This window comes from Ramlibacter tataouinensis TTB310 (assembly GCF_000215705.1).
Lineage (GTDB): Bacteria > Pseudomonadota > Gammaproteobacteria > Burkholderiales > Burkholderiaceae_C > Ramlibacter > Ramlibacter tataouinensis.
Genome location: NC_015677.1, coordinates 4,046,468 through 4,070,193 on the forward strand (window position 1 = coordinate 4,046,468; position 23,726 = coordinate 4,070,193).

Annotated in this window: 25 protein-coding genes and 1 pseudogene; 7 read left to right on the forward strand and 19 right to left on the reverse strand. The window is 71.7% G+C overall.

The window, feature by feature from the left end; all coding sequences use genetic code 11:
• Window positions 1–2 precede the first annotated feature (2 nt).
• From RTA_RS19435 to RTA_RS19470, 8 genes are all read right to left on the reverse strand, one after another.
• On the reverse strand, window positions 3–665 hold the full coding sequence (locus RTA_RS19435) for a class II aldolase/adducin family protein (protein ID WP_013903144.1): 663 nt from the start codon (window positions 663–665) through the stop codon (window positions 3–5).
• Window positions 662–1,939 carry a 3-oxo-tetronate kinase gene (gene otnK / locus RTA_RS19440; protein WP_013903145.1) on the reverse strand — a complete coding sequence of 426 codons (1,278 nt, stop codon included), beginning with the start codon at window positions 1,937–1,939 and terminating at the stop codon, window positions 662–664. Before otnK ends, RTA_RS19435 begins: the two co-directional genes overlap by 4 nt.
• Entirely contained in the window at window positions 1,936–2,946 is a 1,011-nt protein-coding gene (gene denD / locus RTA_RS19445; protein ID WP_041676618.1) for a D-erythronate dehydrogenase, read from the reverse strand. Before denD ends, otnK begins: the two co-directional genes overlap by 4 nt.
• A gap of 26 nt (window positions 2,947–2,972) precedes the next feature.
• A complete protein-coding gene (gene chrA, locus RTA_RS19450; protein WP_013903147.1) occupies window positions 2,973–4,346 on the reverse strand; it encodes a chromate efflux transporter in 1,374 nt (457 codons plus the stop codon).
• Window positions 4,343–5,215 carry a chromate resistance protein ChrB domain-containing protein gene (locus RTA_RS19455; RefSeq protein WP_013903148.1) on the reverse strand — a complete coding sequence of 291 codons (873 nt, stop codon included), beginning with the start codon at window positions 5,213–5,215 and terminating at the stop codon, window positions 4,343–4,345. The genes chrA and RTA_RS19455 overlap by 4 nt, the downstream gene beginning before the upstream one ends.
• A 96-nt stretch (window positions 5,216–5,311) precedes the next feature.
• Window positions 5,312–5,896, reverse strand: a complete 585-nt coding sequence (metW, locus tag RTA_RS19460; protein WP_013903149.1) for a methionine biosynthesis protein MetW — start codon at window positions 5,894–5,896, stop codon at window positions 5,312–5,314.
• Window positions 5,893–7,023, reverse strand: coding sequence for a homoserine O-succinyltransferase MetX (metX, locus tag RTA_RS19465; protein WP_013903150.1), 1,131 nt, complete (start codon window positions 7,021–7,023; stop codon window positions 5,893–5,895). Before metX ends, metW begins: the two co-directional genes overlap by 4 nt.
• Window positions 7,024–7,172: 149 nt before the next feature.
• Window positions 7,173–7,736, reverse strand: coding sequence for a TMEM165/GDT1 family protein (locus RTA_RS19470; RefSeq protein ID WP_041675788.1), 564 nt, complete (start codon window positions 7,734–7,736; stop codon window positions 7,173–7,175).
• Window positions 7,737–7,957: 221 nt separating this feature from the next.
• Here RTA_RS19470 and rbp (RTA_RS21395) point away from each other — a divergent pair, with 221 nt between their 5' ends.
• From rbp (RTA_RS21395) to RTA_RS19500, 6 genes are all read left to right on the forward strand, one after another.
• A complete protein-coding gene (gene rbp, locus RTA_RS21395) occupies window positions 7,958–8,344 on the forward strand; it encodes an RNA-binding regulator (RefSeq protein ID WP_013903152.1) in 387 nt (128 codons plus the stop codon).
• Between the two features lie 250 nt (window positions 8,345–8,594).
• Complete coding sequence (gene rbp / locus RTA_RS19480; RefSeq protein WP_013903153.1) at window positions 8,595–9,074, forward strand: RNA-binding regulator; 480 nt, start codon at window positions 8,595–8,597, stop codon at window positions 9,072–9,074.
• Between the two features lie 282 nt (window positions 9,075–9,356).
• Window positions 9,357–10,940 carry a hypothetical protein gene (locus tag RTA_RS19485; RefSeq protein WP_013903154.1) on the forward strand — a complete coding sequence of 528 codons (1,584 nt, stop codon included), beginning with the start codon at window positions 9,357–9,359 and terminating at the stop codon, window positions 10,938–10,940.
• The gene (locus tag RTA_RS19490) at window positions 10,937–11,935 is read left to right on the forward strand and encodes a UbiA prenyltransferase family protein (RefSeq protein WP_013903155.1); all 999 of its coding nucleotides are present in this window, start codon (window positions 10,937–10,939) and stop codon (window positions 11,933–11,935) included. Before RTA_RS19485 ends, RTA_RS19490 begins: the two co-directional genes overlap by 4 nt.
• Window positions 11,935–12,678 carry an HAD family hydrolase gene (locus tag RTA_RS19495; RefSeq protein ID WP_013903156.1) on the forward strand — a complete coding sequence of 248 codons (744 nt, stop codon included), beginning with the start codon at window positions 11,935–11,937 and terminating at the stop codon, window positions 12,676–12,678. Before RTA_RS19490 ends, RTA_RS19495 begins: the two co-directional genes overlap by 1 nt.
• Complete coding sequence (locus RTA_RS19500; protein ID WP_049871345.1) at window positions 12,675–13,121, forward strand: GtrA family protein; 447 nt, start codon at window positions 12,675–12,677, stop codon at window positions 13,119–13,121. Before RTA_RS19495 ends, RTA_RS19500 begins: the two co-directional genes overlap by 4 nt.
• Before the next feature lie 25 nt (window positions 13,122–13,146).
• On the opposite strand, the gene RTA_RS19505 is transcribed toward RTA_RS19500, so the two are convergent.
• The 4 genes and pseudogenes from RTA_RS19505 to RTA_RS19515 form a co-directional block, all read right to left on the reverse strand.
• Window positions 13,147–13,926, reverse strand: a complete 780-nt coding sequence (locus tag RTA_RS19505) for an SDR family oxidoreductase (RefSeq protein WP_013903158.1) — start codon at window positions 13,924–13,926, stop codon at window positions 13,147–13,149.
• A 24-nt stretch (window positions 13,927–13,950) separates the two neighbouring features.
• Window positions 13,951–14,586 carry an LPS export ABC transporter periplasmic protein LptC gene (lptC, locus tag RTA_RS20870; RefSeq protein ID WP_041676620.1) on the reverse strand — a complete coding sequence of 212 codons (636 nt, stop codon included), beginning with the start codon at window positions 14,584–14,586 and terminating at the stop codon, window positions 13,951–13,953.
• Window positions 14,587–14,609: 23 nt separating this feature from the next.
• Window positions 14,610–15,153: pseudogene (locus RTA_RS20875) on the reverse strand (KdsC family phosphatase).
• A gap of 4 nt (window positions 15,154–15,157) precedes the next feature.
• Window positions 15,158–16,186 (reverse strand): KpsF/GutQ family sugar-phosphate isomerase, encoded by a 1,029-nt coding sequence (locus RTA_RS19515; RefSeq protein WP_013903160.1) that lies wholly within the window; start codon window positions 16,184–16,186, stop codon window positions 15,158–15,160.
• A gap of 42 nt (window positions 16,187–16,228) precedes the next feature.
• Here RTA_RS19515 and RTA_RS19520 point away from each other — a divergent pair, with 42 nt between their 5' ends.
• Window positions 16,229–18,214 (forward strand): monovalent cation:proton antiporter family protein, encoded by a 1,986-nt coding sequence (locus RTA_RS19520; RefSeq protein WP_013903161.1) that lies wholly within the window; start codon window positions 16,229–16,231, stop codon window positions 18,212–18,214.
• On the opposite strand, the gene RTA_RS19525 is transcribed toward RTA_RS19520, so the two are convergent.
• From RTA_RS19525 to rpmH, 7 genes are all read right to left on the reverse strand, one after another.
• Window positions 18,211–18,927: a hypothetical protein gene (locus RTA_RS19525; RefSeq protein WP_013903162.1), complete on the reverse strand. Its 717-nt coding sequence runs from the start codon at window positions 18,925–18,927 to the stop codon at window positions 18,211–18,213. The two genes, RTA_RS19520 and RTA_RS19525, sit on opposite strands and share 4 nt — an antisense overlap.
• 141 nt (window positions 18,928–19,068) lie before the next feature.
• Window positions 19,069–19,560 (reverse strand): Crp/Fnr family transcriptional regulator, encoded by a 492-nt coding sequence (locus tag RTA_RS19530; RefSeq protein ID WP_041675789.1) that lies wholly within the window; start codon window positions 19,558–19,560, stop codon window positions 19,069–19,071.
• Window positions 19,561–19,658: 98 nt separating this feature from the next.
• On the reverse strand, window positions 19,659–21,044 hold the full coding sequence (mnmE, locus tag RTA_RS19535) for a tRNA uridine-5-carboxymethylaminomethyl(34) synthesis GTPase MnmE (protein ID WP_041675791.1): 1,386 nt from the start codon (window positions 21,042–21,044) through the stop codon (window positions 19,659–19,661).
• Between the two features lie 3 nt (window positions 21,045–21,047).
• Window positions 21,048–22,760, reverse strand: a complete 1,713-nt coding sequence (gene yidC, locus RTA_RS19540) for a membrane protein insertase YidC (protein WP_013903165.1) — start codon at window positions 22,758–22,760, stop codon at window positions 21,048–21,050.
• On the reverse strand, window positions 22,757–23,032 hold the full coding sequence (yidD, locus tag RTA_RS19545) for a membrane protein insertion efficiency factor YidD (protein ID WP_013903166.1): 276 nt from the start codon (window positions 23,030–23,032) through the stop codon (window positions 22,757–22,759). The genes yidC and yidD overlap by 4 nt, the downstream gene beginning before the upstream one ends.
• Window positions 23,029–23,433 carry a ribonuclease P protein component gene (locus RTA_RS19550; RefSeq protein ID WP_013903167.1) on the reverse strand — a complete coding sequence of 135 codons (405 nt, stop codon included), beginning with the start codon at window positions 23,431–23,433 and terminating at the stop codon, window positions 23,029–23,031. The genes yidD and RTA_RS19550 overlap by 4 nt, the downstream gene beginning before the upstream one ends.
• A 28-nt stretch (window positions 23,434–23,461) precedes the next feature.
• Window positions 23,462–23,596, reverse strand: a complete 135-nt coding sequence (gene rpmH / locus RTA_RS19555; RefSeq protein ID WP_013903168.1) for a 50S ribosomal protein L34 — start codon at window positions 23,594–23,596, stop codon at window positions 23,462–23,464.
• Between the last annotated feature and the right edge of the window lie 130 nt (window positions 23,597–23,726).

Sequence of the window (23,726 nt, forward strand, 5' to 3'; positions counted from 1 at the left end):
CCTTACCAGCGCGCGCCAAAGCGTTGGCGCAATTCCTCGATCTGCGGCTCGTCCAGCGGCACGGTGCCGGGCGCCAGCAGCGCCAGCCGCGCGGTCTCCTCCAGCTCCTCCAGCACCGCCATGGCGGCGGCCGGGCTGGCCTGCCACACGTTGGGGCCCAGCCGCGCCAGCATCACGGCGCGCAGCGGCCGGCCGGCGCGGCCGTAGCGCTCGATCGCCCGGGCCACGGCCTCGGCCGCCTCGGGCGCACCGGGGCGATGGTAGGGGATGACCGGCACGCGGCCGACCTTCATCACGAAGTAAGGGGTCAGCGCGGGCAGCAGCTCTTCGCCCGCAGCGCGCAGGCTCAGGGCCACGCAGTGCGTGCTGTGGGTGTGGATGACGCAGCGGGTGCCGGGATCGAAGCCGCCCGCGGCCCGGTGGATGCGTGTGTGCAGCGCCGCCGTCTTGCTGGCCGGCAGGCCGCCGGTCTGCCGGCCGTCGGCGTCCAGGCGCGCCAGCTGCGCTGGGTCGAGCCAGCCCAGGCAGGCGTCGGTGGGCGTGATCAGCAGGCCGCCGTCGTCCAGCCGCATGCTGATGTTGCCGGCCGTGCCATGCACATAGCCGCGCGCGAACAGGCTCTGGCCGACACGGCAGATCTCCTCGCGCGCCAGCGACTCGTTCACCGCAGCCCCTGGAAGGCGCGGCTGAAGAAATCCTCGCCGCCGAAGTTGCCGGACTTCAGCGCCAGGTGCAGGCCCGTGTCCCGCGCGGCACCCGTCCAGGCGTGGCACCAGGGCACGCCGGTGTCGATCTGCGGGCCGATGCGCATCTGGGCCACCCCCAGCGCCTGCACGCAGGCGCCCGAGGTCTCGCCGCCCGCCACCACCAGCTGGCCCACGCCGCGCTCCACCAGGCCGCGGGCGACGGCGGCCAGCGCGCCTTCGATGCGCTCGCCGGCCTGCGCCGTGCCGAAGCGGGACTGCACCGCCCTCACCTGCTCGGCCGCGGCGGTGGAATAGACCAGCACCGGCCCCTGCGGCAGGCACGGCGCGGCCCAGGCCAGCGCCTCGCCGGCCACGTCCTCGCCGGCGGCGATGCGCAGCGGGTCGACGGCGAACGCGGGACGGCCGGCGGCGATGAAGTGCGCCACCTGCCGCTGGGTGGCCAGCGAGCAGCTGCCCGACACCACCGCCTGCAGCCCCTGCGCGGGCGGCAGCGCGCTGGCCTGGCCCGAGGGCGCCAGGCCGTGGTTGGCGGGCAGGCCGATGGCCAGGCCGGAGCCGGCGGTCACCAGCGGCAGCCCGGCCACCGCGGCGCCCAGGCGCAGCAGGTCGTCGTTGGACAGGGCGTCGGCGATGGCGATGCCCACGCCCTGGGCGCGCAGTTCGGCCATGCGATCGCGGATGGCTTGCGGGCCGCGCGCCACCACGCGGTGGTCGATCAGGCCGACCCGGCGGGGGCACTGGGCCTGCAGCACCCGCACCAGGTTGGCATCGGTCATGGGGGTGAGCGGGTGGTTCTGCATGCCGGACTCGTTCAGCAGCGCGTCGCCCACGAACAGATGCCCCTTGACCACCGTGCGGCCGTTGTCGGGGAAGGCCGGCGTGGCGATGGTGAAGCCGCAGCCCAGCGCGTCCATCAGCGCCTCGGTCACCGGGCCGATGTTGCCGGCCGGCGTGCTGTCGAAGGTGGAGCAGATCTTGAAGTAGACCTGGCCGGCGCCCTGGGCCTGCAGCCAGCGCAGCGCCGCCAGCGACTGCGCCACGGCGTCGGCGGCCGGGATGGTGCGCGACTTCAGCGCCACCACCACGGCATCGACCTCGCCTTCCAGGGGCTGCGCCGGCACGCCGTTGGCCTGCAGCACGCGCATGCCGGCGCGCACCAGGTTGTTGGCCAGGTCGGTGGCGCCGGTGAAGTCGTCGGCGATACAGCCGAGTTTCAGGGCCCCCGCGCTCATTTCACCGGCAGCTTCACGGCCTGCGGGTTCTCGCGGATGTAGTCGCGCACCACCGCCTCGAAGCTCGCGTCGGCCCGCAGACCCAGGGCGCGGGCGCGGTCCCACTGGATGTCACCGGGCCAGGTGCTGACCAGGCGCCCGATGGCGGCGTCGGGCGTCCAGTCCAGCAGCGCCGTGGCCTCGCGCCCGGCCACCGTCTCCAGCGCCGCCGCCATCTCGCCCACGCTGGTGCGCAGCGACGGCAGGTTCAGCGCGATGAGCGGGCCCCAGTCGGCGTCCGGGGCCTCGGCGGCGCGCAGCAGGCCTTCCACGGTGCGGGCCGGCGAGGCCAGGGCCACCGGCGTGGCTGCGGGCACCGGCACGGCCGCCTTCAGCCCGGCCAGCGGCTCGCGGATCATCCCGGACAGGAAGCCCGAGGCCGCGCCGTTGGGCCGGCCCGGCCGCACGCTCACCGTCATCAGCCGCACGCTGCGGCCGAAGAAGAAGCCTTTGCGCGCGTAATCGGCCACCAGCTGCTCGCAGACGAACTTCTGGATGCCGTAGCTGCTTTGCGGCGTGGGCAGGGTCTGGTCCTCGATCGGCTCGGGCAACGGCTGGCCCGGCAGCTTGCCGAACACCGCCAGCGAGCTGGCGAACACCAGCACCGGCCGGCTGCCGAGGGCGCGGCAGGCCTCCAGCAGCGCCTGGGTGGCCGCCAGGTTGCTGCGCATGCCCAGGTCGAAATCGGCCTCGCACTCGCCGCTCACGGCGGCGGCCAGGTGGAACACGGCATCCGTGCCCGCTCCAGGCAAGCGCCGCGCCGCCAGCAGCTCCAGCAGGTCGCCGCCCACGTGCGTGACGCGGGCGTCGGCCGCCAGGTCGGCCGGTGGCGGCGCGATGTCGGTCAGGGTGATGCGCTCGATGCGCCGGGCCGGCGCGCCGCGCAGGGACAGCGAGCCTTGCTGCAGCAGGGTGCGGGCGAGCCGGGCGCCCAGGAAGCCGCTGCCGCCGGTGATCAGGATGTTCATGGCGGCAAGCATAGCCGCGCACGCGCCTACGCCCAGCCCAGCAGTCGCAGCGCCAGCCCCGCCAGCGCGCAGCCCAGGATCACCGGGATGACGCCGGCCTTGAAGCGGAACAGCGCCACCGCGGCCAGCAGCGCCAGCCCCAGCGCCGCCAGGTCCACGCCCCCGCCGCCCTGCGGCCGGGCGATGTGCGCGAGGAAGAACAGGGCCAGCGTGGCGATCACGCCCACCACCGCGGCGGTGATGGCGGTCAGGGGCGCGGTGAACTTCAGCTGCCCGTGCGTGGACTCCACCAGCGGCCCGCCGGCCAGGATGAACAGGAAGGACGGCAGGAAGGTGAACCAGGTGGCCACGCAGGCGGCCAGCGCCGCGCCCAGGAACAGCGCCTCCGGCCCCAGCACCTGCTTGGCCCAGCCGCCGACGAAACCGACGAAGGCCACCACCATGATCAGCGGGCCCGGCGTGGTCTCGCCCAGTGCCAGGCCGTCGATCATCTGCGGGCCGGTCAGCCACTGGAAGTGCTCGACCGCGCCCTGGTACACGTAGGGCAGCACCGCATAGGCGCCGCCGAAGGTCAGCAGCGCGGCCTTGGTGAAGAACCAGCCCATCTGCGCCAGCGTGCCCTGCGCTCCCTGGGCCGCCACCAGCAGCCCCATCGGAGCCGCCCACAGCACGGCGCCGGCCACGACCACGGTACCTAGGCGGGCGCGGCTGAAGCGCGCATGTGGCGGCGTGGGCGTGTCGTCGTCGATCAGCGCCGGGCCCCAGGTCTTTCCCGCGGCCGGTCCGCCGTGCGCGCCGCCGATGCTGAACTGCCCGGGCGCCCAGCGCGCGCCCGCCCAGCCCGCCAGCGCCGCGCCCAGCACCACCCAGGGGAAGGGGATCCCCAGCACCGCGATGGCGAGGAAACTCAGGAGCGCGATGGCCCACAGCGCCGGCGTGCGCCGCGGCGAGCGCAGCGTGCGGCTGCCGATGCGCCACACCGCGTGCAGCACGATGGCCGCCACCGCCGGCTTGATGCCGTAGAACAGGCCGGCCACCAGCGGCACGTCGCCGAAGCGCAGGTAGACCCAGCTCAGCGCGATCAGGATGAACAGCGAGGGCAGCACGAACAGCGCGCCGGCCGCGACGCCGCCCCAGGTGCGGTGCATCAGCCAGCCGATGTAGGTGGCCAGCTGCTGCGCCTCGGGGCCGGGCAGCAGCATGCAGTAGTTGAGGGAATGCAGGAAGCGCCGCTCGGAGATCCAGCGCCGCTGCTCCACCAGCTCGCGGTGCATGATCGCGATCTGCCCGGCCGGCCCGCCGAAGCTGATGAAGCCCAGCCTGAGCCAGAAGCGCAGGGCCTGCGCGAAGGGCACCGCGGGCGGCGGTGACTGCGTTTCGGTCGCCGCGACCGCGCTCATGCCGCCGCCACCGCGTGGGCCTGCCAGCTGTGGCGCTCGTCCTGGCCGGCACGGCACCATTCGTACAAGGCGTCGTACAGCGGCTCGGCGGCCGCCCGCATCGCCTGGTCGTCCTGCGCGTGCAGGCGCGACAGGCCCAGCGACAGCGCCAGCAGGCCGGCCGACTGCGGCGCCAGCGCCGGGCGGCTGGTGTCGGCGCCGCGCACGATGGCGGCCAGCGTGTCCAGCCCCGGCGCCTGCAGCTCGAAGGCGCGCAGCAGGGCGTCGAAGCTGCAGCGTTCCCACTCGTGGCTGATGGGCGCGCCCTCGATGTCGAAGGCCACGGCGCCCAGCTGCCGCGCCTGCCCGAACACCTGGTCTTCGGGCACGTAGAAGAACTGCGCACCGGGATCGATGAAGCGCCGGATCAGCCAGGGACAGGCGGCGCGGTCGATCTTGGGCCGGGCCCGGGTGATCCAGCGCGACGGCCGCTCGCCGGTGACGCCCAGGTCGGGGCGCTTGCGCAGGCGCGGCGGCGCCTTACTGCGCCACCGGACGATGTCCTGCGGCGCGTCCACGCCGTCCTGGCCGCCTTCGAAACCGCCGGCCAGGTAGCGCGCGTTCCAGCCGGCGTCGCGCAGCGCCTGGGCGGCGTCACGGCTCACTTCGTGGCCGTACACGCAGTAGACGACCGCCTCGCGCGGCGCATGCTCCCGCGCGAACGCGGGGAGATCCACAGGGTCGCAGCGCTGCGTGCCGGCGACCAGCCGGTCGCCGGCCGCGAAGGCGGCCGCGCGGCGCACGTCCAGCACCAGCGGCGCATCGGCGCGGCCCAGCCGGGCGGCGAGTTCTGCGGGAGAAATGGATGGGTCAGGTGAAACGGTGTCCATGAGCGCAATTCCCAAGTCGAGTTGCCAGCGCTTGGACGGGACACCGTCTATCCGAGGGGACCGGGAGGCTGAATTCCCGTTGCCGCGGATGCTACCTCAACCCCGCTCGAAGCGGAACACCGCGGTGCCGGCGCGCAGGTTGGGCAGCAGGCGCACCTCGCGTCCCTCCTGCATGCCGAAGGCGTCCAGCAGCGACAGGCGGTTGCGGGTGGCCAGCACCTCGAAGTCCTTGTAGGTGCCCACGCGGATGTTGGGCGTGTCGTACCACTGGTAGGGCAGGCGCTTGGTCACCGGCATGCGGCCGCGGGCAACGGCCAGCCGGTTGGGCCAGTGGGCGAAATTGGGGAAGGCCACGATGCCCACCTTGCCCACCCGGGCCGTCTCGCGCAGCATGGTCTCGGCATTGCGCAGGTGCTGCAGGGTGTCGATCTGCAGCACCACGTCGAACGAGTCGTCGTCGAACATGGCCAGGCCCTCTTCCAGGTTCAGCTGGATCACGTCGACCCCGCGCCTGACGCAGGCCAGCACGTTGGCGTCGGCGATCTCCACGCCGTAGCCGCTGCAGCCGCGCTCGCGCTGCAGCAGATGGAGCAGGGCGCCGTCGCCGCAGCCCAGGTCCAGCACGCGCGAGCCCGGCGGCACCATGCGGGCGATGGTCTGCATCAAGGGACGGTCGCTCATGCACTGAACTCCGCGGCGATGCGGTCGAAGTACGCGCGCACCACGGCCAGGTAGCGCGCGTCCTCCAGCAGGAAGGCGTCGTGGCCGTGGGGTGCGTCGATCTCGGCGTAGCTGACGCGCCGCCGGTTGTCCAGCAGCGCCTTGGCGATCTCGCGGCTGCGCGCCGGCGGGAAGCGCCAGTCGGTGGTGAAGCTCACCAGCAGGAAGTCGGCGGTGGCGGTGGCCAGGGCCTTGGCCAGGCTGCCGCCGTGCGCGCGCGCCGGGTCGAAGTAGTCCAGCGCGCGCGTGATCAGCAGGTAGGTGTTGGCGTCGAAGTACTCGCTGAACTTGTCGCCCTGGTAGCGCAGGTAGCTCTCGATCTGGAACTCGATGTCCTGCGTGGTGTACCGCAGGTCGATGCCGTCCCTGAGCTGTCTTCCGAACTTCTCGTTCATCACGTCGTCACTCAGGTACGTGATGTGGCCGATCATGCGGGCGATGCGCAGGCCGCGCTTGGGCACCACGCCGTGCCGGTAGAAGTGGCCGCCGTGGAAATCCGGGTCGGTGACGATGGCCCGGCGCGCCACCTCGTTGAAGGCGATGTTCTCGGCCGTGAGGTTGGGCGCGCTGGCGATCACCGCCGCGTGCCGCACGCGACGCGGGTACTGCAGCGTCCAGGACAACGCCTGCATGCCGCCCAGGCTGCCGCCCATCACGGCGGCCAGGCTGGCTATGCCCAGGGCGTCCAGCAGGCGTGCCTGGGCATCGACCCAGTCCTCCACGGTCACCACCGGGAAGTCGGCGCCCCAGGGCCGGCCGGTGGCGGGGTTGGCGTGCATGGGCCCGGTGGAGCCGAAGCACGAACCCAGGTTGTTGACGCCGATGACGAAGAAGCGCTCGGTATCCAGCGGCTTGCCCGGGCCGATCATGGTGTCCCACCAGCCTTCGGAGCCGGGCTGGCCCTCGTACACCCCGGCCACATGGTGCGAGGCGTTGAGCGCGTGGCACACCAGCACCGCGTTGCTGCGGTCGGCGTTGAGCCTGCCGTAGGTCTCGTAGGCCAGGTCGTAGCCGGCCATGGACGCGCCGCTTTGCAGGGCCAGCGGCGCGTCGAAGTGCATGGACTGCGGGACGGCGTTCAGGGTCATGGGCGATGGGTCGGCGGCAACAAAAAACCCGGCTCGCTAAACACGAGGCCGGGCTGCTGCAGGCGCTTCGTCTTTAGCTGAACTTGGTTAAGCGCCCGCAAGCGGAAGCAAATCGGCGCTGGGCGGCAGTATAGCCGCGCCGCCGGGCTTCAGCTCCAGCCCAGCAGCACTCCCACGCCCAGCGCCAGGAAGATCAGGGCCGAGACCACGTGCACCGCCCGCACCGGCACGCGCCGCATCACGCGCTCGCCGAACCAGACCACCGGCGCGTTGGCCAGCATCATGCCCAGCGTGGTGCCCACCACCACCGCGGTCCAGCCGGTGTACTGCGCGGCCAGCATCACGGTGGCGATCTGCGTCTTGTCGCCCATCTCCGCCAGGAAGAACGCCACCAGGGTGGCGACGAACACGCTACCGCGCGGCGACCGCGGCGCGTCGTCGGCATCGAGCTTGTCGGGCACCAGCATCCACACCGCCATGCCGACGAAGGAGGCGGCCAGCAGCCAGCGCAGCAGCTGGGGCCCCAGCCAGGTGGTGACCCAGGCGCCGGCCGCGCCGGCCAGGGCGTGGTTGGCCAGGGTGGCGGTCAGGATGCCGCCCAGGATGGGCCAGGGGCGGCGAAAGCGGGCGGCCAGCACCAGGGACAGCAGCTGCGTCTTGTCGCCCATCTCGGCAAGGGCCACGATGCCGGTGGAAAGGAGGAAGGCTTCCATGGGGGGCGCCATGGTACCCGCGGCCCGGGCCTGCTCGGCAGCGGGTCGCCCGCCGCCGGAGCCCTGGCAGCGCGAAGCCCGCTCATGGCCCATAATCACGGGGCCGCGCAAGCGGCACCGTTTGCGGTGTTTGGTCAGTTTCGCGTCTTCGAATGAAGTTTTGAGTTTGTGATTGCGTCCCGGCTCCATCGCTATTTCCGCGTTTTTTCCTAGGAGCCTTCATGGGCAACAAACTTTACGTGGGCAACCTGCCCTATTCCTACCGCGACAGTGACATGGAGCAGGCGTTCAGCCAGTTCGGCACCGTCTCCAGCGCCAAGGTCATGATGGAGCGCGACACCGGCCGCTCCAAGGGCTTCGGCTTCGTCGAGATGAGCAGCCCGGCCGAGGCGCAGGCCGCCATCGAAGGCATGAACGGCCAGCAGATCGGCGGCCGCGGCCTGGTCGTCAACGAGGCCCGTCCGATGGAGCCGCGCACCGGCGGCGGCGGTGGTGGTTTCGGCGGCGGCGGTGGCCGCAGCGGTGGTGGCGGCGGCTATGGTGGCGGTGGTGGCCGCAGCGGCGGCGGCGGTGGCGGCGGCTACGGTGGTGGCCGCGGCGGCTACTGATCCATGGACAGGCCGCGCACCGCGCGGTGACTCAACCAAAGGGCCTACATGGCCCTTTTTTCATGGGCGCGGCGGCCGCAAAGGTCTTGCATACCCCCCGGATATCTGTTTCATAATTACCGGGCGTGGGTTAAGCAGTGTCACGCAGGATTGCGGTGAACAGGTCACTTTTCGCGTCGCTGGTTGGTCGAATGCGCTTTCGGGACTCCATCGCTTAAGGTCTTAGTGTTTCTTTAGGAGTCCCTATTTCATGGGCAACAAACTTTACGTGGGCAACCTGCCCTACTCGGTGCGCGACAGTGACCTGGAGCAGGCCTTCAGCCAGTTCGGCGCGGTGTCCAGCGCCAAGGTCATGATGGAGCGCGACACCGGCCGCTCCAAGGGCTTCGGCTTCGTCGAGATGGGCAGCGATGCCGAGGCCCAGGCCGCCATCAACGGCATGAACGGCCAGCCGCTGGGCGGCCGCAGCGTGGTGGTCAATGAAGCCCGCCCGATGGAATCGCGTCCGCGCACCGGCGGCTACGGTGGCGGTGGCAGCGGTGGTGGTTACGGCGGCGGCGGTGGTGGCGGCTACGGTGGTGGTGGTAGTGGCGGTGGCGGTGGCGGCCGCAGCGGTGGCGGCGGCGGTTACGGCGGCGGTGGCGGTGGCCGCGGTGGCAATGACGGCGGCTTCCGCAGCCCCTACGGCTCGGGTCCGCGCGGCGGCGGCCGCGGCGGCAACAGCTACTGATCAGCGACCGTACAAAGATCAGCATCAAAGCGGGGCAAAGCCCCGCTTTTTCTTTGGGAGCGTCGGGGAGCAACGGGCTCCGCCGCCCCAGAAACCGCCGCTATCAAAAGCGCAGCACAAGCAGGCGCTTCCTACGTACGTCATCCGCATCGTCTGACATCGCCGCGGCTGAGAGTGGATAGATTGTTCCAACTCGAAACAATCTGTCCCAAACCCCCTGATGTGCAGCCCTTCCTTCACGACCTCAGCACGGGCGGCTGCTAACCCACGGGTTCGCATCGCATGAGCCTGCGCCTGCACTCCCGGATCGCCGGCGGGTGGGCCGTGCTGGCGGCCGCCTGCCTGCTGTGCCTGGCGGCCGTGTGGAATGGCCAGCCCCTGCTGTATCCCGACACGCCGACTTACCTGCGCGGCGCTGAAATGGGCGCGGGCAAGGCGCTGGGCGGACGGGTGGCACCCTGGCTGCCTGCCGAGCCGGCGCCCGCCGCCGATGCGCCGGCATCCACCCCGCAGGCCGCCGACGCCGCCAGGCCCAAGGGCCTGACCTCGGTGGAGGACAAGGTGGTGCTGGCCGGCCGCTCGGTCTATTACGGCGCCCTGCTGTACGCCAGCCACCTGGCGGGCAGCCTGTGGCTGACCGTGGCGCTGCAGGCGCTGTGCGTGGCCTACCTGCTGCAGCTGCTGATGGTGCGGCTGTGGGGGCTGGGGACGCGGCACCTGCTGGGCACGGTGGCGGCCCTGGGGCTGCTCACGCCGCTGGCGGCCTACACCGGTTTCCTGATGCCGGACATCTTCGCCGGGCTGGGCATCCTGGCCATGGCCACACTGGCCGCCTACTGGCAGCGCCTGGGACGGGCCGACCGCATCGCGCTGTCGCTGCTGCTGCTGTTCGGCCTGTGCGCGCACGCCAGCCATGTCGTCATCGCCGCGGCCCTGCTGGGGGTGGGGCTGCTGGCGCGGCTGTCCACCCGCCGCTGGAAGCACCTGCCCGGGGCGGCCTTCGCGGTGGCGGGCGCCTGCATCGTCGCGGCGGTGGCGGCCGAGTGGGTGTTCAACCAGGCCGTGACCCGGGCAGTGGGTGCGCCGCCGCTGCGCATGCCGCACCCCATGGCGCGCCTGGTCGACATGGGCCCCGGCACCGATTACCTGCGGCGCAACTGCCCGCGGGCCGGCTACGAGGCCTGCGCCTTCCTGGCCAACTACCCGACCGCCTGGGACGATTTCCTGTTCTCCACCGACCCGAACAAGGGCGCCTTCGCGCTCGCCGACGCCGCCGGCAAGCGCCGCATGGCGGCCGAGCAGCTGCGCTTCGTGGCCGACGTGGTGCGCCACGACCCGGCAGGCGTGGCGGCGGGCGTGGCGGCGGACGTGCTGCGACAGCTTGCGCTGTTCCGGGTGGACATCTGGGGTTACGGCCCGCGCGAGCTGGCCATGTACGAAGGCCGCGTGCCGCCCTCGCTGTACGCCGGCATGCGCGCCAGCCGCGGCGCCTACAACCCCCGCTACAACCAGTGGCTGAGCGCGGCCACCTACCTGAGCACGGCCGCGGCCGTGCTGGCGCTGCTGTGGTGGTGGCGCCGCGCGTCCTCGGCCGGGGCGCTGTCCCCGGCAGCCGAGCCGCGGCGCTTTGCCGATTTCCTCTGGATCACGCTGGCCGGTATCGCCCTCAACGCCCTCGTGTGCGCCAGCCTGGCCTCGTCGGCGGACCGCTTCCAGGCGCGCGTGATCTGGCTGCTGCCTTTCCTGGCGCTGTCGGCGCTGGCGCTGGCCTATGCGCGCCGCCCGACCGAGACCACCGCCGCGGCTTCCCCGCCGCCTTCCCTCAACCCCTCTTCGACCACTTCACTTCAAGGATCCGCTTCATGAGCAGTGCCATCCCTTCATCCACCGCGGCGCCGGACACGCGCGCCCGCTTCAGCGACTACCTGAAGATGGCCCGGCTGGACCACATGACCAAGCACGTCTTCATCCTGCCCGGCCTGGTGCTGGCGTGGGTGCTGCGCGACCCGTCGCTGGAAGGCGTCTGGCTGAACATCCTGCTGGGCTTCGGCAGCGCGGTGCTGATCGCCTCGGCCAACTACATCATCAACGAGTGGCTGGACCGTGAGTTCGACGCCTTCCATCCCGACAAGTCCAAGCGCCCCGCGGTCAACATGGAGATGTCGGCGCTGCCGGTGTATGGCGGCTATGCCTTCTGCAGCCTCGCCGGCATCGCGCTCGGCTGGCTGGTGGGACCGGTGTTCTTCGTCACCACCCTGCTGTTCTGGCTGTCGGGCGTGATCTACAACGTCCGGCCGATCCGCTCCAAGGACAAGGCCTACCTGGACGTGCTGTCCGAGTCGCTGAACAACCCGATCCGGCTGATGCTGGGCTGGGGCATGATCGAGCATGGCTCGGTGGCGCCCGCCTCCCTGCTGCTGGCCTACTGGATGGGCGGCGCCTTCCTGATGGGCGCCAAGCGCCTGTCCGAGTACCGCGAGATCGCGGCCGGCCCCGGCGTGGGCGTGCTGCACCGCTATCGCCGCTCGTTCCAGCACTACACCGAGGAGCGGCTGACCATCTCGGTGTTCGTCTATGCGCTGCTGGCCCTGCTGCTGATCGGCTTCTTCCTGGTCAAGTACCGCATCGAGTACCTGATCGCCTGCCCGCTGATCATCGCCATGTTCGCTCACTACCTGGGCCTGTCCATGCGCAGCGGTTCGGTGGCGCAGAAGCCCGAGAAGCTGTTCCGCGAGAAGCGCCTGATGGTGATCAGCGGCGCCACCGTGGTGGCCCTGGTGGTGCTGAGCTTCGTCAACATCCCCGCGCTGCAGGGCTTCACCGAGCCGCACTACATCACCGTGACCGAGAACCGCCGCTGATGCAGGACACCGCTTCTTCTTCGCAAGGGGCGGCGCCGGCGCGCATCGACTGGTCCGGGGTGGACCTCGTCGTCTTCGACGTGGACGGCACGCTGTACGACCAGCGCCGGCTGCGCCTGGCGATGCTGCGGCGCCTGCTCGGCCACACGTTGCGCACGCGCAGCCTGCAGACGCTGCGCGTCCTGCGCAGCTTCCGCCGGGTGCGCGAGCAGCTGGGCGAGGAGGCCGGCGTCAACTTCCTGGTGGAGCAGTACAGCCGCACCGCACGGCTGCACGGCTGCGCGCCCGAGCAGGTCGAGCGGCTGGCCACCGACTGGATGGAGACGCGCCCGCTCGACCTGCTGGCCGCCGCGCGCTACCCGCACGTGGACGCCGTGTTCGCCGGCCTGCGCGCCGCGGGCAAGCAGGTGGCGGTGTTCTCGGACTACCCGGCCGTCGCCAAGCTGCAGGCGCTGGGCCTGGCGGCCCAGCCGGTGGTGAGCGCCTGCGACGCGGCGGTGGCCAGGCTCAAGCCCGACCCCACCGGACTGCTGGCCATCCTGCGCGCCACCGGCGTGGCGCCGTCGCGCACGCTGATGGTGGGCGATCGCTTCGACCGCGACGCTGCCGTGGCCGATCGGGCCGGCGTGCGCGCGCTGATCCGATCGCGCGAGCCGCACCCCACGGTCCCCACCTTCCGCCGCTACGACGATCCGGTGTTCCAGCCGCTGCTGGCGTCATCGCCGGTGCCCGCCGCGGCATGAAGGCCACGGCCCCCACCGGCGGCCCGGCGGCCATGCCCCCCATGGGCGGCGGCCTGCCGCGGCTGGCGCGCCAGGCGCTGGGCTACCTCATGACCGGCGGGCTGGCCGCCGTGGTGGACATCGGCGGCTTCCACCTGCTCGCGCCGCAGTTCTCCGGTGTGCTGTGGCCCGCCGTGCTGAGCTTCCTGGTGGCGGCGGTGGTGAACTACACGCTGTCGTCGCTGTGGGTCTACCGGCGCCAATGGCGCTCGTTGCGGCGCGCGGCGCTGTTCCTGCTGTTCGCCTGCGTGGGGCTGGCGATCAACGCCGGCGTCACCTGGGCCATCGCGGGCGCGCTGCCGGTGCACCCCACGCTGGCCAAGGTGGGCGGGGTGGGCATCGCCTTCGTCGCCAACTTCCTGATGAACACCTTCATCGTGTTCCGCGCCGGCGACGACCGCTGACGCCGCGGGGAGAGCAGCGGAGAAGTCAGCCCGCCTCGCCGCGGCGGTGCTTGCGCGGGCGGCCGGCCAGCAGCCGGTCGAACACCGGGTTGGGCAGCAGGCGCAGCAGCCGGGCCACCACGCCCATCTGCCAGGGGATGAAGCGGTGGCTGGCGCCCGCCGCGATGGCGCGGAACGCCCGGTCGGCAAAGGCGTCCGCCGGCATCAGGAAGGGCATGGCGTAGCGGTTCTGCCGCGTCAGCGGCGTGTCGATGTAGCCGGGGCTGATCGTCACCACCCGCACGCCGCTGGCGCGCAGCTCGCCGCGCAGGCTCTCGCAGTAGCTGATCACCGCGGCCTTGCTGGCGCAGTAGGCGCCATGGCCCGGCAGGCCGCGCATGCCGGCCACGCTGGCGATGCCCACCAGGGTGCCGCTGCCGCGCCGCGCCATCGGTTCGACAAAGGGGTGGAAGGTGGCGGCCAGGCCGATGTTGTTGGTGGCGTAGGTCTGGGCGATGACCTCCAGGTCCTCGCGCACCGCGGTGTCCACGCCGATGCTGATGCCGGCGTTGGCGACCACCACGTCGGGCAGGCCCTGCGCGGCGATGCAGGCCTGGCCGGCCGCCACGATGCCGGCGGTGTCGGCCACGTCCGCGCCGTAGACGGCGCAGCGGTCCGCGCCCAGCCCCTGCGCCAGGGCCCAGGCCTGCATCTCGCCGGTGCGGCGCGCCGCCAGGGCCAGCCGCCAGCCGGCCTGCGCATAGCGCGCCGCCAGCGCCTGGCCGATGCCGCTGGAGGCCCCGGTGATGAAGACCAGCCGGCTCACCGCAGGCCCTTCATCCAGGGCCCTTCACCGCGCATCGCCGCCCGCCGCCGCGCCGCCCGGCTGCAGCGTGCCGCGCACCCGGCCGCGCAGCTCCATCACGCGGTCCAGGTTGTCGTAGTCCAGGCTGTCGGCGGTGAACTGGTCGCTGCCGCGCACCAGCACCACCGGCTTGGGCGAGGTGACGCGCTCGGTATCCAGGAAGGCGTGCAGGAACTCGCCGCGCACCTGCATGCGCGGCTGCGGACTGCCGCCGGGGCCCGTGCCCGCCTCGCGCGTGACCACCGCGTCGCCGACCAGCTGCACCTCGGTGCCGTCGCCGTTGGAGATGCCGCGCCGGGCGGTGGCGGTGGTCAGCTCGCCCTGCTCGTTGAAGAAGCGGATGCGCGGCTGGTCGATCTCCAGCGTGTCGGTGTCCGGGTAGTGGCGCCCCTCGGTACCGAAGATCTCGCTCTTGAGGCGGCCGCCGGCGTCGAAGGTGCGCAGGGAGAAGCGCCGCATGAAGTAGTCGGGCTCGTGCGTGAGGGGGCGCTGCGCGGCCGGCGCCTGGAAGGTGGGCGTGTTGCGCGCCAGCCAGTAGGTGCCCAGCGCCATCATGCCCATGATCACGGCCGGCAGGTACAGCGCGGCGCGGTCCCAGGCCGTGCGCAGGCGCCCGGCCAGGCCGGCGGGGCGCAGGGCCGCCCTCACGCGTAGCGCTCCAGCAGGCCGGCATAGCGCCCGCTGGCCACCAGCAGCAGGTCGCAGAACTCGCGCGCCGCGCCGCCGCCGCCGGCGGCCGCCGTCACGTAGCGCACCGCGGCGCGGACCTCCGCGTGGGCGTTGGCCGGCGCGGCCGCGAACGCGCAGCGCCGCAGCACCGGCAGGTCGGGCCAGTGCGTCGCCGATGGCGGCCGCCTCGTGCCAGCCCAGGCTCAGCGCCGCCAGCGTCTGCTCGGCGGCTGGCGCCTTGTCCTCGGTGCCGTAGTGCACGCGGGTGATGCCCAGGGCGGCCAGCCGGGCGCGCAGCGCGGGCGAGTCGCGCCCGGTGATGACCACCGGCGTGATGCCCGCCTGCTGCAGCAGCTTGAGCCCCAGGCCGTCAAGGATGTTGAAGCGCTTGAGGGCCTCGCCCTCGGCCGACAGGTACAGGCCGCCGTCGGTCAGCACGCCGTCCACGTCGAAGAAGGCCACGCGCACGCCCTGCGCGGCGAGCAGCAGGGCCGGGTCGAACTGCAGGGCGGGGGTCATGTTCTCAAATGACTTTCGCGCGCATCAGGTCGTTGCTGCTCACGGCGCCGCACAGCCGGCCCTGGTCGTCGATCACCAGCACGCTGTTGATGCGGTGCTTTTCCATCAGTTCCGCCGCCTCCACCGCCAGCACGTCGTCGCGGATGACGCCGCGGGGGTTGGGATGCATCACCTCGCGCGCCGTCAGCCCGCGCAGGTCCCGGCCCTTCTCGACCAGGCGGCGCAGGTCGCCGTCGGTGAAGATGCCCAGCACGCGGCCCTCGCCGTCCACCACGGCCGAGGCGCCCAGGCCCTTGGCGCTCATCTCGCGCATCAGCTCGGTGAAAGGCGTGTCCGCGCCCACGCGCGGCACGGCGCCGCCCGCGCGCATCACGTCGCGCAGGTGCGTCAGCAGCTTGCGACCCAGGGCGCCTCCGGGGTGCGAGCGCGCGAAATCCTCGGTGCGAAAGCCGCGCGCGTCCAGCAGCGCGACGGCCAGCGCGTCGCCCAGCGCGAGCTGGGCGGTGGTGCTGGCCGTGGGCGCCAGGTTGAGCGGGCAGGCCTCCTTCGCGACGCCGCTGTCCAGCACGATGTCGGCGTGGCGCGCCAGGGTGGACTGCGCGTTGCCGGTCATGGCCACCAGGGGCGCGCCCAGGCGCTTGAGCACCGGCAGGATGGCGGTGATCTCGTCGCTCTCGCCGCCGTTGGAGATGGCCAGCACCAGGTCCGCCGGCTTGATCATGCCGAGGTCGCCGTGGCTGGCCTCGGCCGGGTGCACGAACATCGCCGCCGTGCCGGTGGAGGCCAGCGTGGCCGCCACCTTGCGGCCGATGTGGCCGCTCTTGCCCATGCCCATCACGACCACGCGGCCGGTCACGGCCAGCATGGCCTCGACGGCCCGGGCGAAGGCGGCGCCGGTGCGCGCCTTGAGCCCCAGCACGGCGGCGGCCTCGATGTCAAAGGTTTCCTGCGCGAGCGCGAGGGCGCGGGCGGCGTCGAAGGCCGGTGCCGTGCCCGTCGCCGCGGCCTGTCCGAAGGCTGTCGATGCGGTCATCCGCGGGATTCTACGGTTGGGGCTTCGCTTAGCATCCACCCCATGTCCACGCTGGAGCTCACGCTGCTGTACCTGCTGGCCGCGGTGCTCGGCGTGGTGGCCTGCCGCTCGCTCAGGCTGCCGCCCATGCTGGGCTACCTGGCGGTGGGGGTGCTGATCGGCCCCAACGCCCTGGGCCTGAGCCAGGACGCCGAGGCGGTGCGCCACCTGGGCGAGTTCGGCGTGGTGTTCCTGATGTTCGTGATCGGGCTGGAATTCAACCTGCCCAAGCTGCGCGCCATGCGCGGCCACGTGTTCGGGCTGGGCCTGTTCCAGGTGGTGCTGACCATCCTGCTGGGGACCGTCGGCAGCCTGGTGCTCGCATGGCTGCTGCCCTCGTTCTGGCGCATGAGCTGGCAGACGGCGCTGGCCCTGTCCGGCGCGCTGACCATGAGCAGCACCGCCATCGTGATCAAGCTCATGGCCGAGCGGCTGGAGCTGGAGTCCGAGCACGGCAAGCGCGTGATGGGCGTGCTGCTGTTCCAGGACCTGGCCGTCGTGCCGCTGCTGGTGCTGATCCCGGCCCTGGGCAGCAAGCCCGAGACGCTGCTGGCGGCGCTGGGCCTGGCCACGCTCAAGGCGGCCGGCCTGGTGCTGCTGCTGCTGGTGGGCGGGCAGCGGCTGATGCGCTGGTGGCTCACCCTGGTGGCGCGGCGCAAGAGCGAGGAGCTGTTCGTGCTGAACCTGCTGCTGATCACGCTGGGCCTGGCCTGGCTGACCGAGCTGGCGGGGCTGTCGCTGGCGCTGGGCGCCTTCATCGCCGGCATGCTGATCTCGGAGACCGAGTACAAGCACCAGGTGGAGACCGACATCCGGCCGTTCCACGACGTGCTGCTGGGCCTGTTCTTCATCACCATCGGCATGATGCTGGACTGGCGCCTGGTGGGCCAGCGCTGGGGCCTGGTGCTGCTGCTGCTGTCGGCACCGCTGCTGTTCAAGCTGGCCCTGGTGACCCTGCTGGCGCGCGGCTTCGGCGCCTCCATGGGCGTGTCGCTGCGCACCGGGCTGTACCTGGCGCAGGCCGGCGAGTTCGGCTTCGTGCTGCTGACCCTGGCGGCGCAGAACGGCCTGGTGCGGCCGGAGCTGCTCAACCCGGTGCTGGCCAGCATGGTGATCTCCATGCTGGCCACGCCCTTCATCATCATGTGGAGCAACCGCATCGTGATGAAGCTGGTGGCCGGCGAATGGCTGCAGCAGTCGCTGCAGATGACCACCATCGCGCGCAAGTCCATCAACGCCAACAAGCACGTGATCATCTGCGGCTACGGCCGCTGCGGCCAGAACCTGGCGCGCATGCTCGAGCGCGAGGGCATCCCCTACATGGCGCTGGACCTGGACCCCGACCGGGTGCGCCACGCCGCCGCCGCCGGCGACTCGGTGGTGTTCGGCGACGCGGCGCGGCTGCAGTCGCTGGCGGCCGCGGGCCTGGCGCGTGCCAGCGCGGTGGTGGTGACCTACCTGGACACCGCCGGGGCCATGAAGGTGCTGGCCCACACCCGCGCGCACGCGCCCCAGGTGCCGGTGATCGTGCGCACCAGCGACGACCACGACCTGGAGAAGCTGCAGGCCGCCGGCGCCACCGAGGTGGTGCCCGAGGCGCTGGAGGGCTCGCTGATGCTGGCCAGCCACGCGCTGGCGCTGGTGGGCGTGCCCATGCGCCGCGTCATCCGCATCGTGCAGGAGCAGCGCGACGCCCGCTACAACCTGCTGCGCGGCTACTTCCACGGCGCCGACGACGACACGGCGGACGAGCTGGAAGCCGAGCGCCTGTCCACCGTCACGCTGCCCCTGGGCGCGCGCGCGGCCGGCCGCGCGCTGGGGCATTTCGCGCTGCACGCCATGGGCGTGCGGGTGGTGAGCCTGCGCCGGCAGGAAGGCGGCACGGTGCTGCCGGAGGCCGACCCGGTGCTGGCCGACGGCGACACGCTGGTGCTGTGCGGCCGCGCCGAGTCGCTGGCGCTGGCGGAGGAGAAGCTGCTGCGCGGCTAGCGCAGGTCGCCGTACTGGGTTCCGCTCAGGGACGAGCCGAGCAGCTTGGGATCGCCCAGCTCGGTGTCCTCGAAGCCGGTGAGCAGGGTGTAGTTCTGCGCGGCCTGCCTGGGCGCGGCGGGCCGGGCGACGCCCGAGGCCAGGGCCTGCTTGAAGGCGGCGACCTCGTCTTCGGCGATGGGCTCGAAGCGCGACGAGGCCTTGCGGGCCGGCGCGGCGGCGGCGGTGGCGGCAGCAGCAGCGGGAGCAGGCGCATCGGCCTGCAGCGGGACCGGGCCCGAGGGCGGCGTCGAATCCAGCGGCATGGGCCGCGAGGACGGTTCGCGCGGCGTGCGCGGGCCCGGCGTGCCGACGCCGGCCGGCTCGCCGGCGCGCCAGTAGACCGCGGTAACGGCGATGTCGTGCCGCGTCCGGGCGCCCTGGACGATGGCGGATTCCACCTTGGCCAGCCGGGCCATGTCGTCCACGGCGCCGTGCGCCAGGTCCACCATCACCAGGAACTGCCGGCCGCGCCCGTCCAGCGACAGCACCTTGAACTTGTAGCTGGCCGAAAGCACGGCGGCGCGCATCATGGCGTCGCGCACCACCAGGTACAGCAGCTCGCGCCGGGCCGAGCGCTCGCCCTTGCGGCTGGAAGCGCGGCGGCCGTCTCCGAGCATGCTGTCGCCGGCATCGGCATTCTTGGACCTGGTCAACCAGCTGAACAAGGACATCGTGAACCTTCCCTCAGCGCACGGGGCGCAATTCGTCATCTTTTTTGTCGCGCTCGTCCTGCCAGGGCCCTGCGTCAGCAGCGAACCTGCGCAAACGGCGCGAACACCGTTGCGTGTGCAAGAAGAAGGCCTGACTGCGGCTCAGGTGACCGCCACCCGCTTGGGCTTGTTGATCAGCCGGCGCGAGATCAGCGAACCCAGCGCCATCGCGATCTCCAGCGCGATCGCGGGGTTGCGGTTGGACAGCTCGGTGAAGCGCAGGGGCGTCAGGCTCCAGATCTTGCAGGCATCGGCCGCCTGCACGGTCGCGTTGCGCGGCAGCCCGGTGAAGAAAGCGCCTTCGCCCACGGCCGAGCCGGCGCTCACTACCGCCAGGCGTACCCGGCCCTTCTCGTCCTCGAGGTGGACGGTCAGCGAGCCGCTCTCGACCATGTACAGCGTGCGGTCCACCGAGCCTTGATCGATCAGCTTCTGCGCCCGGGTCAGGCCGAAGGGCTGCAGGTAGCTGCCCAGCACCTCCCATTGCATGGGCTTGAGCGCTGGCGTGAACGCGTCGCGGGTCCCGTTGCGCATGATGGCCTGGACCAGGCCGTTCACGTCGAACCGGAGGGGACTGCGCAACGGAGCGTTCATGGGCCGACACTAAAAGACCGCTGAGACGCCCACAAGCGGCACTTACCGGCGTTTACATCTGAAACTCCGGCTGAGCAACCTGTAACCGCGCGTCCGCGCTACTTGCCGATGCAGAAGCTGGAGAAGATGACGCCCAGCAGGTCGTCCGCGGTGAATTCGCCGGTGATGGCCGCCAGCGCGCTCTGCGCCAGGCGCAGCTCCTCGGCCAGCAGCTCCAGGGCCAGGGCCTGCGGCGCCAGATGCGCCTCGGCCAGCGCCAGGTGCTGCCCGACCTGGCGCAGGGCCTGGACGTGGCGCTGGCGGGCGATGAACAGGCCTTCGGGGGCGGATTGCCAGCCGGCCACCTCGAGCAGGCGCCGGCGCAGGAGGTCCAGGCCGGCGCCGGTCTTGGCGGAGAGGGTGAGTGAGGTGGCGGGGGGGGAGGGAGGAACCGCCGCGTCGGCCTTGTTCCAGACGTCGATCACCGGCACCGCCTGCGGCAGCTTCTCGCGCAGGCTGTGCGCGATCGCCTCGTCGGCGGCCCGGTAGTCGGCGAGGGCCGTCCGCGTCAGGTCGTGCAGGAACACCACCGCGTCGGCCTGCGCGATGCGGCCCCAGGCCCGTTCGATGCCGATCCGCTCCACCGGGTCGGCGCCTTCGCCCTGGGGGCGGATGCCGGCGGTATCCACCACGTGCACCGGCACGCCCTCGATCTGGAGGGTCTGGCTGACCACGTCACGCGTGGTGCCGGGAATGGGCGTGACGATGGCCAGCTCGGCGCCGGCCAGGGCGTTGAGCAGCGAGCTCTTGCCGGCGTTGGGCTGGCCGGCGATCACCACCTGGATGCCCTCGCGCAGCAGCGCGCCCTGGCGGGTGCGCGCCAGCACCTGGTCCAGCCGGTCCCGCAGCCGGTCCAGCTGGCCCTGGGCGTCGGACTGCTTCAGGAAGTCGATCTCCTCCTCGGGGAAGTCCAGCGTCGCCTCCACCAGCATGCGCAGCTGGACCAGCGCGTCGCGCAGCTGGTGCACCTCGCGCGAGAACTCGCCGGCCAGCGAGCGGCTGGCGCTGCGCGCCGCGGCCTCGGTGCTGGCGTCGATCAGGTCGGCGATGGCCTCGGCCTGGGCCAGGTCGATCTTGTCGTTGAGGAAGGCGCGCTGGGTGAACTCGCCGGGCTCGGCCACGCGCAGGCCCATGGCCTGGCCGGCCTCCAGGCAGCGCGCCAGCAGCAGCTGCAGCACCACCGGCCCGCCGTGCGCCTGCAGCTCCAGCACGTCCTCGCCGGTGTAGGAATGCGGCGCCGGGAAGTGGATGGCCAGGCCGTGGTCGATGGGCGTGCCGTCGGCGGCGCGGAACGCCAGGTAGGTCGCCTCGCGCGGTTTCAGCGCCCGGCCGCACAGCGCGGCGATGACCGGCTGCACGCTTTGGCCCGACACGCGCACGATGCCCACCGCGCCGCGGCCGGGAGCCGTGGCGATGGCGGCGATGGGCTGGTCGCGTGGCGCCAGCGTTCAACTCCCTCCGAACTTCGGCAGGTTGAACTCCGGCGGCACCCCCATGCGCGTGTTGATCAGCCACTGCTGGGCGATCGACAGCACGTTGTTGGTGATCCAGTACAGCACCAGGCCGGCCGGGAAGAAGAAGAACATCACCGAGAAGATCAGCGGCATGAACCACATCAGCCTGGCCTGCATCGGGTCCGGCGGGGCCGGGTTCAGCGCGGTCTGCAGCAGCGTGGTCAGCGTCATCACGACCGGCAGGATGAAGTACGGGTCGGGCGAGGACAGGTCGCGGATCCAGCCGATCCAGGGCGCGTTGCGCATCTCCACCGACGACAGCAGCACCCAGTACAGCGCGATGAACACCGGGATCTGCACCAGGATGGGCAGGCAGCCGCCCAGCGGGTTGACCTTCTCCTCGCGGTAGATGCGCATCATCTCCTGCTGCATCTGCTGCGGGTTGTCCTTGTAGCGCTCGCGCAGCTGCATCACGCGCGGGTTGATGGCCTTCATCTTGGCCATGCTCTCGTAGCCCTTGGCCTGCAGCCAGTAGAAGGCGATCTTGATCACCAGCACCAGGGCGACGATGGACCAGCCCCAGTTGCCCAGGACCGAGTGCAGCTTGTCCAGCAGCCAGTACAGCGGCTTGGCCAGGATGGTGAAGATGCCGTAGTCCTTGACCAGGTCGAGCCCGGGCGCCACGCGCTCGAGCATCTTCTCCTCCTGCGGGCCGGCGAAGAACTTGGCCTCGACGACCTGCGCGGCGCCCGGCGCCACGGGCTGCGGCGGCGTGATCATGCCCACCGCGTACAGGCTGTTGTCGAGCTTGCGCACGAAGTTCTCGCGCGCGGTGCCCTCGGGCAGGATCCAGGCGCTGGCGAAGTAGTGCTGCACCATGGCCACCCAGCCGCTGGTAGCCTCCTTCTGGAACTCGGCCTTGTTCTTGTCGATCTCCTCGAACTCCACCTTCTGGTACTTCTGCGCCTCGGTGTAGACGGCCGGGCCGGTGAAGGTGCCGGCGGGGTTGGTGAGGAACGAGCCGCCCGAACTGCCGGCGCCGCGCACCAGCTGCACGTAGAGCTGCGGCGACACCGGGGCCGTGCCCTGGTTGATCACCTCGTGCCGCACCGGCACGTCGTAGTTGCCGCGCGTGAGGGTGTAGGTCTTGACCAGCTTCACGCCGCCCTGCGGGACGGATTCGAAGCGCGCCACCAGCTGGTTGGCGCCATCCTTGAGCTCGCGCTCGCCGCTGAAGGTCATGGGCGTCAGGTGGTTGGGCAGGTCGCCGCCCACCAGGCCGCTTTGCGCCACGTGCACGCGCTCGGGGCTCTGTTCCAGCAGCACGAAGTTGCCGGCCTTCTTGTCGGCCACGGAATCGGACGCGTGCTGCAGCAGCTCGGTGCGCACGATCGATCCGCCCTGGGTGTCGAAGGTGATGCGCATCACGTCGGTGGTCACGGTCACCTGCTCGCGCGGTGCGGCGGGCGCGGGCGCCGCGGCACCGGGGGGAGCGGCGCCGGCACCCGGCGCCTGGGCCGCCGCGGGTGCGGGCACGGGCACAGCACCCGGCGTGCCGCCCGCGGGTGCCGGCGCGGTGGCGGCCGGCGGCGTGGGCTTGGGGAAGAAGGTGGCCTGGCGGCCGTTGTGGACCTGCCATTGGTCCCACAGCAGCACCATGGAGAAGCCGAAGATCACCCACAGGATGGTGCGGCGAATGTCGTTCATGAAGAAGACTTGTTGTGTTGGAAGGGTGAGACCAGATGGGTGAACAGCCGCGGTTTCTCAACCGGTACTTCATCGATGCCGCCATCGCACCAGGGGTGGCAGCGTGCGATGCGGGCGGCCGCCAGATAAGTGCCGGCCAGCGCACCGTGGCGCTCCAGCGCGCCCAGCGCATAGGCCGAGCAGGTGGGCCAGAAGCGGCAGGCCGACCCCAGCCAGGGCGACAGCAGCAGCCGGTAGCCCTTGACCAGGGCGATGAGCGCGGCGCGGATCATGCCCGCGCCCCCGCCAGCAGCCGCTGGAGCTCGGCGCGCACGGCGCGCTTGAGCGCGTCGGAGGTGGCGCTCGGGTACAGGTCGCGGTCGAACGCCGCGCGCAGCCGCACCACGTGGGCGGCGGCAGGCAGTTCGCTCTGGAAATCCTGGGCCACGGTGTAGATCTGGCGTTTGATGGCGTTGCGGGTGACGGCGCGCTTGGCCCAGCGCTTGGGGATCAGCGCGCCGATCCAGGCCTGGTCGCGCACGGCAAACAGGGTCTGGGACCTTTCCGGGGACCCAGACCCTGTGATCGGTGGTGCGTCGAGCGCGACGCGGTGCAGGGCGAAGTGCGGGCTGCGCGAGACGGTGGCGCCGGCCATCACGGCCTGGAACTGGGCCCGGGTCTTGAGCCGCTGCACTGGCGGGGTTGCCCGCTCGGTGGCGGGGTCAGACCGCCAGGCGCTTGCGGCCCTTGGCGCGGCGGGCGTTGATGACGGCGCGGCCACCGCGGGTCTTCATGCGGACCAGGAAGCCGTGGGTACGCGCACGGCGCACTTTGGAGGGTTGGAAGGTGCGTTTCATTGTGGTGATCTCGGGAAAGCCCGCGATTATCGTCCAATCGGCCAGGCCCAGCAAGGCAAGGGGCCGGTCGCGGGCCCGGGAGCCCGGGTCGGCCGGGGCGAAAAGGCCGGTGTGGATAAGGGTTTGATAA